7 protein-coding genes and 1 riboswitch are annotated in these 8,659 nt (G+C 29.6%); of the genes, 5 read left to right on the top strand and 2 right to left on the bottom strand.

The window, feature by feature from the left end:
* Positions 1-58: 58 nt before the first annotated feature.
* Together SPD90_RS11270 and SPD90_RS11265 are read left to right on the top strand one after the other, a co-directional pair.
* On the top strand, positions 59-679 hold the full coding sequence (locus tag SPD90_RS11270; RefSeq protein WP_320925295.1) for a GxxExxY protein: 621 nt from the start codon (positions 59-61) through the stop codon (positions 677-679).
* A gap of 182 nt (positions 680-861) precedes the next feature.
* The gene (locus SPD90_RS11265) at positions 862-1,404 is read left to right on the top strand and encodes an NADH peroxidase (RefSeq protein ID WP_320925294.1); all 543 of its coding nucleotides are present in this window, start codon (positions 862-864) and stop codon (positions 1,402-1,404) included.
* A gap of 110 nt (positions 1,405-1,514) precedes the next feature.
* On the opposite strand, the gene SPD90_RS11260 is transcribed toward SPD90_RS11265, so the two are convergent.
* Together SPD90_RS11260 and SPD90_RS11255 are read right to left on the bottom strand one after the other, a co-directional pair.
* The gene (locus SPD90_RS11260) at positions 1,515-2,321 is read right to left on the bottom strand and encodes a MetQ/NlpA family ABC transporter substrate-binding protein (protein ID WP_320925293.1); all 807 of its coding nucleotides are present in this window, start codon (positions 2,319-2,321) and stop codon (positions 1,515-1,517) included.
* A gap of 138 nt (positions 2,322-2,459) precedes the next feature.
* Positions 2,460-2,563, bottom strand: a riboswitch (SAM riboswitch).
* Between the two features lie 80 nt (positions 2,564-2,643).
* Positions 2,644-3,252, bottom strand: a complete 609-nt coding sequence (locus SPD90_RS11255; RefSeq protein WP_320925292.1) for a poly-gamma-glutamate hydrolase family protein — start codon at positions 3,250-3,252, stop codon at positions 2,644-2,646.
* Positions 3,253-3,390: 138 nt separating this feature from the next.
* Here SPD90_RS11255 and SPD90_RS11250 point away from each other — a divergent pair, with 138 nt between their 5' ends.
* From SPD90_RS11250 to SPD90_RS11240, 3 genes are all read left to right on the top strand, one after another.
* Positions 3,391-4,326 (top strand): alpha/beta fold hydrolase, encoded by a 936-nt coding sequence (locus SPD90_RS11250; RefSeq protein ID WP_320925291.1) that lies wholly within the window; start codon positions 3,391-3,393, stop codon positions 4,324-4,326.
* A 73-nt stretch (positions 4,327-4,399) separates the two neighbouring features.
* Positions 4,400-5,260, top strand: a complete 861-nt coding sequence (locus SPD90_RS11245) for a putative ABC transporter permease (protein WP_320925290.1) — start codon at positions 4,400-4,402, stop codon at positions 5,258-5,260.
* Between the two features lie 217 nt (positions 5,261-5,477).
* Positions 5,478-8,651 carry a tetratricopeptide repeat protein gene (locus SPD90_RS11240; protein WP_320925289.1) on the top strand — a complete coding sequence of 1,058 codons (3,174 nt, stop codon included), beginning with the start codon at positions 5,478-5,480 and terminating at the stop codon, positions 8,649-8,651.
* Positions 8,652-8,659: the final 8 nt, after the last annotated feature.

Raw genomic sequence — 8,659 nt, 5'->3', positions numbered from 1 at the left:
GCAGTCGATTTTAATATAGACATGAGTTTTAATTGTAGTGAAATTGGGACTATGATAAGTGATTATAGGAGAAAGTATTGTATTTAATAGATTAGATCCAATTATTGATTTAGGTATTACCTATGGTATATTTAGCGACTTGGACAATGTTTTAAAAATAAGCAACAAGATATTTGAAGAGATTTTATATAATTATATGATTTCTAAATTATCTACTAAAGTACAAGATATGAGTTTGTATAATTTTAAAAATTCATTTATAACAGATGAAGGCGGACTCGATATAGAAGAAGTTCTTCGTAAATTCCAACAATATATGAAAGAAAATTACTCTTCATTAGATAGCAAATTTATTGAAAGAGAGGGAAGGCTTATATTTATGGCTTTTTTAACACCTATAGTAAATGGTGTAGGATTTACATTTAAAGAAGTTCAAATATCTGAGGAAAAAAGACTTGATATAGTAGTTATTTATAATAATTTTAAATATATAATAGAGCTTAAAATTTTTAGAGGTAAGAAATATCATGAGCAAGGTATAAATCAGCTAGTGGATTATTTAGATATAAATAGTTTAGAGAAAGGATATTTAGTTGTATTTAATTTTAATAAAGATAAAGAATATAAAGAAGAAAATATACCTGTAGATAAAAAAGAAATATTTACAGTATTTGTATAAAATTGATCGAATAAAAATAATATATTTTAAAAAATATTTGTTTATGACATATAAAACAGGGTATAAATAAAATATAAATTAATAATCAATTAAAATTATTTATAAAAATGTTTTTAAATAAGAAATATGGGTATATATAATACCAAGATAAAGAAATTTATAATATTAGGAGGAATTTAACTATGAAAAAATGGGTTTGCCAAGTATGTGGATATATATATGAAGGAGAAGCTGCACCAGAAGAATGTCCAGTGTGCCATGTAGGAGCAGATAAATTTGAAGAAATGAAAGGCGAAATGGTATGGGCTGACGAACATAGAATAGGTGCTGCTAAAGGAGTAGACGAACAAGTAGTAGAAGATTTAAGAGCTAACTTTGTTGGAGAATGTACAGAAGTAGGAATGTATTTAGCAATGAGTAGACAAGCAGATAGAGAAGGATATCCAGAAGTAGCAGAAGCATATAAGAGAATAGCTTTCGAAGAAGCAGAACATGCTGCAAAATTTGCTGAATTACTAGGAGAATGTGTAGTAGCAGATACTAAAGAAAACTTAAGAGTAAGAGTAGATGCAGAATACGGTGCTACAGATGGAAAATTAAAATTAGCTAAGAGAGCTAAAGAACTAGGATTAGATGCTATACATGATACAGTTCATGAAATGTGCAAAGACGAAGCTAGACACGGTAAAGCATTCTTAGGATTATTACAAAGATATTTCGGATAAGTATTAATATCGTATAGACATTAATAAAATATATTTAAATAAAAACTAAAAATCTTACAACTAATTTGAAATACAATTAGCTGTAAGATTTTTTATGTGTTTTATTAAATCTAAAATACTGGTACGATTACACCTTTGTAGTTTTCTTCTAAGAATTTTTTAGATTTTTCACTAGTTAAAACCTTTTTAAGAACTTGTATTTTTTCGCTGTCCTTGTCTTCTGTTCTACTTACTAGTATATTTGTGTAAGTTCCATCTATTTTAGGGCAGTAGATGCTGTCTTTATTTGCGTCTAAATTAGCAGCGACCGCGTAGTTTCCGTTTATAAATGCGCAAGTTACATCGTTTAAAAGTGATGGAAGCTGTGCTGCATTTGCTTCTATAAATTCTATGTTTTTAGGATTTTCCACTATATCCTTTACACTTGGGTTGTCTACACCATCTTTTAATTTTATTAAATTTAATTCGTCTTGTAGGTATTGTAGAGCTCTTGAACCATTTGTAGGATCGTCAGGCAATGCGAACTTGTCACCAGATTTTAATTCATCAATAGATTTAATTTTGTAAGAATATACAAATAGAGGAGATTCGTATAGTCCTACTACAGGTGATAATTTATATCCCTTTTCTTCTATTGCTTTGTTTAAATAAGGTTCGTGTTGGAATAAATTGGCGTCAATTTCACCGTTGTCTAGTGCTTCGTTTGGAAGATTGTAATCGTCGAATATAGTTATTTCAAGCTCGTAGCCTTCAGCCTTTATATCGTCTTTTAGATATTCGAATAGATCTCCACCTGGAACTTGTGTAGCCCCAACTCTTATGACATTGTCGTCCTTTTTAGAAGAACACCCTACTGTAAGTGATAATACTGTTACTAAGCATAGTAAAATAGATAATAATTTTTTTGATTTCTTCATGATAAGAAATTCCTCCTTCTGTTGTTTAAAAATTTTAAATAAGTCTATGTCGTTTAATTATCTTAAAATAAAGAATTTAGAAAAACTAAGAAAATTAAAAGGTCTGAGTATAAACTCAGACCTAAAATTATCAGTTTATACTTATCTTTCAGCATAATGCTGCAGGATTTAGCACCGTATATATAATATATATTGGTTGCCGGGTTTCATAGGGCCAGTCCCTCCACCGCTCTTGATAAGACTTATTTAATTTATGGTATGAAGTATATTAGATTTTATTTTGTATGTCAACTTAAAAAATATATAATTATATAAAATCTTTTTAATATTCAGATAAAGCTTCTCTTATACAATTGATGTATTCAAAAAATAAATCTGTTTTATTAGATCTATTTGATTTTTTTAAATTGCCGTCTTTAAAGAAAAGTCGTCTTTGGGCGAGTGTTATCTCTAGCTGGCATCCAGCCTTTGACAAACCTCTATTTACGATATTATTTTTAGTTGTACCGTCTATTCCTGCATGTGGTTTTGCTACTTTAAAGCCTTTTTTTGTGAGGCGATTTTCGACCTTTTTTCCCAGCTTTTTATCTAGACCACCTATATATGTCACGGGTTTATCTCCTTTTGCACCGTGTATGGAAATTACCTTTTCGGATTTAGCGATTAATTTGTCTGCATTTGGTTCATCGAAGTTGCTGCTAGTTATATGCAGTATTAGATTTTTACTGTTTTTAAGACCTTCGAATTTATATAGATTGTAGATATTGCCTGCTATTTCTTCTGCAATTTCTGAGGTACCAGGTTCTATATTGCCACCGTGAATAGATATGCATGTAGTTTTAGAATTTACGTATTTTACTGTGATTTTGTAATCTATATTTCGGACTTCTTTTTTAGATAATTCATCGTAATTTTTGTATGTGTCGACCATTTATTTTACTTCCTTTCTGATATTATTTTCGATTTCGATAACAATATTTTATCATTAAAAGTAAATTTATGCTCTATTATAATAGTTTTGCTATAATTAAATTATTAAAATAAATTTTAAAAATTGGGGGAATTGTCGTTGAGAAAAGAAAATTTTAATTTTAAATCTGCAAATAAAAAAACTGATATATATACAACTATGTGGCTGCCAGATTCAGAGCCAACTGCCATTTTACAAATTGCCCACGGTATTACAGAGCATATGGGAAGATATGAAGATCTTGCAAAATATTTTGTAGATAAAAATATAGCTGTAGTAGGAATTGATTTATTGGGACACGGTCATTCTGTATATAGCGAAGAAGAAAAATCGTATTTTGGCGAAGAGGGAAGCTGGAATTTAGTTGTAAGCGACCTACATACTTGTAAGGAAAAGGTCAAAGAAAAATTTTCTAATATTCCATATGTACTAATGGGATTTTCACTTGGATCATTTTTAGTTAGAACATATCTTTCAGTGTACCATGAAGATGATATAGACGCTGCTATTTTGATGGGAACAGGTCAAAAGCCAGGACTTGTTTTGAAGGTAATTTATAAATTAGTCAAAAGAGAAGGTAAGAAAATAGGAGAAAATAATTCAAGCACTTTTATAAAAAAATTATCCTTTGACAGCTATAACAAGGTATTTTCTCCTAATAAAACCGACTGTGATTGGCTTTGTTCAGATGGAAAGTCTTTAGAGGATTATTTAAACGATGAATTATGCTATAGAGAAATATCAGCTGGGCTTTTTAGGGAATTGTTAGGCGGTATGATTTTTACATCTAATATGAACAATATTAAAAAAATAGACTCAGATATGCCGATATTATTGATTTCAGGAGGGGACGATCCAGTAGGAGATCAAGGTAAGGGTATTGATATGACTAAAAATTCACTTGAAAAAGCAGGTATAAAAAAAGTTGATGTCAAGATATATACGGGATTGAGACACGATATTTTACATGAAGCTTGCAGGGAAGAAGTTTATGAATATTTATATAAATGGATAATAGGAAATATAAAAATGTAATAAATCTGTAATAATTGCAATGTAAAATAGTATAAGAATTAAATTTTATATTATTGATTATAGGAGGAGTTTTATGGATTATATACTTTATTTTTTCATATATTCATTTTTAGGGTGGATTTGTGAGAGTATATATTGTTCTTGCTTGCAAAAGAAAATAGTAAATAGAGGATTTTTAAACGGACCTATATGCCCTGTTTACGGAATAGGAGCGCTGATTGTAATTACGGGATTGTGGTCTTATAGAGACAATATGATGGCAGTTTTTGTGTTGGGATTTATTTTAACCTCTATACTTGAATATGCTACAGCTACAGTTTTGGAAAAATTATTTCACGCTAAGTGGTGGGATTACTCAAATTACAAATTCAATATACATGGAAAGGTATGTCTGTTGAATTCTACTATGTTTGGATTTTTAAGCTTATTTGTAATTGAAATTTTACATCCATCTGTCATAGATTTATTGAGCAGAATAAATAGTACTGTTTTATACGTATTTTTGGTACTTGCAGTAGCTACTACAATAGCAGATTTAGCTGCTACAGTAAAGGCGTTAAATACTTTAACAGTCAAGGTAGATGTACTTTATAATATAGTTGAGGATATGAAAAAAATTCATGCCAAGCTTAAATTATACGAAGATGAAGAATTTATACGCAGATTAAAACAAGGTCCAGATGAAATGATTGAAAGAATGAAAGCGTTGAAAATCAACGAGGTTCAATTGCAATCAATACTAGATGAAATGGACATGGCATTTGATGAAAAGCTAGACGAAATGCAGTTGAAATTTAAATCTTTAAAGGAAAAAGCTTATATACATAGAAGATTATTAAATGCGTTCCCAAATATGAGATCTATAAAATCTAAAAAAAGAGATGTACACTTCCAATATATTAAAAATCTTTTAAAGGACAAAACTAAATATTAAAACCGTTTAAACCTCAAATAGATATAGTATCGATTGATTTGAGGTTTTTTTATAATGCATAGGAAATTATATTCCTTTGAAATTTTGGATAAATATAATTTCCGTCATGCATTTCAAGAAAATCAACATTATGGATCTTTAGAATAAAGATTTTCTTATGAATATTTGTATGGTAAACTTTAATAAACAGAATATTTACAAAAATGGGGGAAGAGTTATGGATATATTTAAAATACTAGATATAGAAAAGACAAAAGACAAAATGGCGATAAAACAGGCTTATTTAAGTAAATTGAGCGAGACAAATCCAGAAGACAAACCAGAAGAATTTATGATGCTTAGAGAGGCTTATGAAAAGGCTTTAGAGTATGCAGATATGGACGAGGATATAGAAGATAATTACGAAGAAGACGATATTTTCGGGCATGAAAATGAAGATATAAATATTTGGCTTAAAAAGGTAGACGAGGTATACAGAAATTTTAAAACTAGAAACGATGAAAATGCATGGAAAGAGCTTTTAAAAGACGATGTTTGCCAAAATATAGATACTAAAAACGACGCCAGAGAAATGCTTTTGGTGTATTTTATGAAAAATTACTACCTTCCATCAAATATACTAAGACTTTTAAATGGATTTTTTAATTTTATAGATGATTTAAATGAATTATATGAGGATTTTCCTAGTGAGTTTATAGACAATATAATCGTAGATGGAGTCAAGTACGACGAGTATCCGTCTTATAGCTTGTTTGAAATAGACGAAGAGCTCGACTATGATGGTTTTTTACGTGATTTTTATAAGATGAATGGATATTATAGAGATGGAAAGCTAGATGAGGCTATAGAACTAGTTGAAAATCTAAAATTATCAGAGGTAAAGCATCCTGAGTTAGATCGAAAAGAAGCTTTTATTTACTATAATATGGGAGAGTTAGATAAGGCCTGGGAGGTAATATCAGAGGTACAAAAGAAGTACAACCATCATATGGATTTAAATTTATTAAAAGGTATGATTTTAATTGATAAAGAGGAATACGAAGAGGCAAAACCTTATTATGAAGAGGCCTTAAAGGAAGACTCTGAAAACTTTGTTGCAGTAGAAGGATTGTGTAGAATTTATGAAAATGAAGGTAAGCTAATAGAGGCAAGAGACTTGATTACAAATCTTCATTTAAACGGATACAAGGATGACGATACAGAAGAGCTGTTTACAGACTTAGACAAGAAAATTATAGAAGAATTTGAGCAAAAATCAAATATAGAAGCCTTAGATAAGATGTATTTGCTACAAATTGCCGATACATATTTTATGGAGGAAAATACTGAAAAATCTATGGAGGTCATGGAACTTATAGACCTTGAAAACGAAATAGATGTATTTTATTACTATATGCTGAGCAAAATTTATTTGGATATGAAAAAATACGATAAATCCCTGGAGTATTTAAAATTATGGGAAGAGTCAATAAAAAATAGCTCAAAAGAGAAATTAGAAAAAATCAACCATAGATGTACTTCTATGCATGAGCTATATATATGTAAATCTATTTTTGACTGGGAAAGAAAAAATAGCAGAAGTGCATTACAAAATATCGACAAGGCACTAGAAATAAAACCAAAGAGTATAGCTGCTTTAACTACAAAGCTTAGAATTTTATTTTTAAATGAAAGATATGAGGATGTTGTAAAGTTAAGCGACAAAATTATAGATATATGTCCTAGATACAGAATTTCGTATATGTATAAAATAGAGTCTCTATACAAGTTTGGGCTTTATTCAGAATCATTTAATGCTTGCGATGAAATGTTAGAGATGGGTTCTTACTATCTATTTGCATATATTTATAAGATAAATATACTTATAGAAGTCGATGAAATAGATGATGCAAAAGATATTATTCAGTTTTTACGCGACGAGGAGGTTGAATGTGCTGATTTAGATTATTTTGAGGCATGTATAATCAGAAAAGAAGGCGATATAGAAGAAGCTAAAAAGCTATATAAGGATTTAATAGAAAAATTAGAAAATAAAGAATGTGAAATTGAATTTGCGACAGATTTATATCTATACTATATTGAGATGATTTTCTATACTAATGACGAAGATGAAATTTTAGAGCTTTGTGAAAAGGGACTAAAATACGACGAGAAAAATCAAGGATTGCTTTACTATAAGGCGTTGGCTCTATACTATAAGGACGAGTTAGATGATGCGAAGGCTATATACGAGTATTTAGATGAAATATATCCAGACAATAGCTATTCAAACCAAAAGCTAGGTGATATTTACAGAGAAAAGGGAAATTACCACAAGGCCTTAGAATACTACAATAAGCAAATTGAATTAAATTACGATATAACAGATTATTTTAGAAGAATTGAATTAAACTTCGACATGTTCAATATGGACGATGTATACGAGGATTTGATTTATCTAGAGAGAAATTTACCTAATCACCCTGGAGTATATATAGATTTTGGACATTACTACAATATTTTGGATCAGCCTGAAAAATCATGTGAATATCTTTTAAAGGCAAAGGAGATATATGAAGAAAGCGATGAATACGAAGAGCCTGATCAGTTGAGCTATGATTTGGCGACAGTATACGGAAAATTAGGAAAGACAGAGAAAGCCATCGAGTATTTTATGGAAAATTACAAAAAAACAGATGATATAGATGCATTAGAGCAAGTGTACAATAAATATGTGACTTCTGGTCAGTTTGAAATGGCTAAAGGTATTTTGCAAGAAATTATAAAGGAAGAAGGTCTTTCAAACTTGAGCTTCGATTATTTTCAGCGTATGGGAGATATGAATTGGGAGATGAGAAATATAAAAGAAGCTGTGAAGTATTATTCTCTTATAATAAAACCAGATACTGACCAAAAAAGAGAAAAGGCAAGACTACTGTACTATACAGGAAATAGCAAAAAAGCATTGAAATTGATAACAGATGTGATAAACGAGTTGGAATATAGACAAGACAACAGATATAATTATTTAATTGCTGCTAAAATTTGCTTGGATATAAACCAAATCGAAAAGGCAAAAAACTACGCCAATAAGATACTTAAGTATATGCCTATAAGTAGTATAGAATCAAAATTAGATCAAAAGGCATATGGATATAAATTTATAGGAGAGGTGTACACTATATTGGGAGAATATGAAAAAGCTGAAAATTATTTAAAACAAGCTTTGGATACTCCTAGATGTGCTATATGCTATGATGTAACTTGTATAGATGCTCTGTATGGTTTAGCTTATTTAGAATATTGTAGAGGAAATATAGAAGTTTGCAGAAATTATTTACAAGAAATACTTAAATACAATTGTTCAGATAAAGATGCAATTGGACTAGCTTATAAAATAGGGATTTTATAAAAATTGAG

Origin of the sequence: Intestinibacter sp., assembly GCF_034113885.1 — a bacterium.
Classification (GTDB): domain Bacteria; phylum Bacillota; class Clostridia; order Peptostreptococcales; family Peptostreptococcaceae; genus Intestinibacter.
This window is presented reverse-complemented; position numbering and strand designations above follow the sequence as displayed.

Bases quoted from the DNA above. Each gene is read 5' to 3' on its own strand.
- SPD90_RS11255 (WP_320925292.1), bottom strand. From the start codon at position 3,252: ATGGTCGACACATACAAAAATTACGATGAATTATCTAAAAAAGAAGTC.
- SPD90_RS11240 (WP_320925289.1), top strand. From the start codon at position 5,478: ATGGATATATTTAAAATACTAGATATAGAAAAGACAAAAGACAAAATG.
- SPD90_RS11265 (WP_320925294.1), top strand. From the start codon at position 862: ATGAAAAAATGGGTTTGCCAAGTATGTGGATATATATATGAAGGAGAA.
- SPD90_RS11260 (WP_320925293.1), bottom strand. From the start codon at position 2,321: ATGAAGAAATCAAAAAAATTATTATCTATTTTACTATGCTTAGTAACA.
- SPD90_RS11245 (WP_320925290.1), top strand. From the start codon at position 4,400: ATGGATTATATACTTTATTTTTTCATATATTCATTTTTAGGGTGGATT.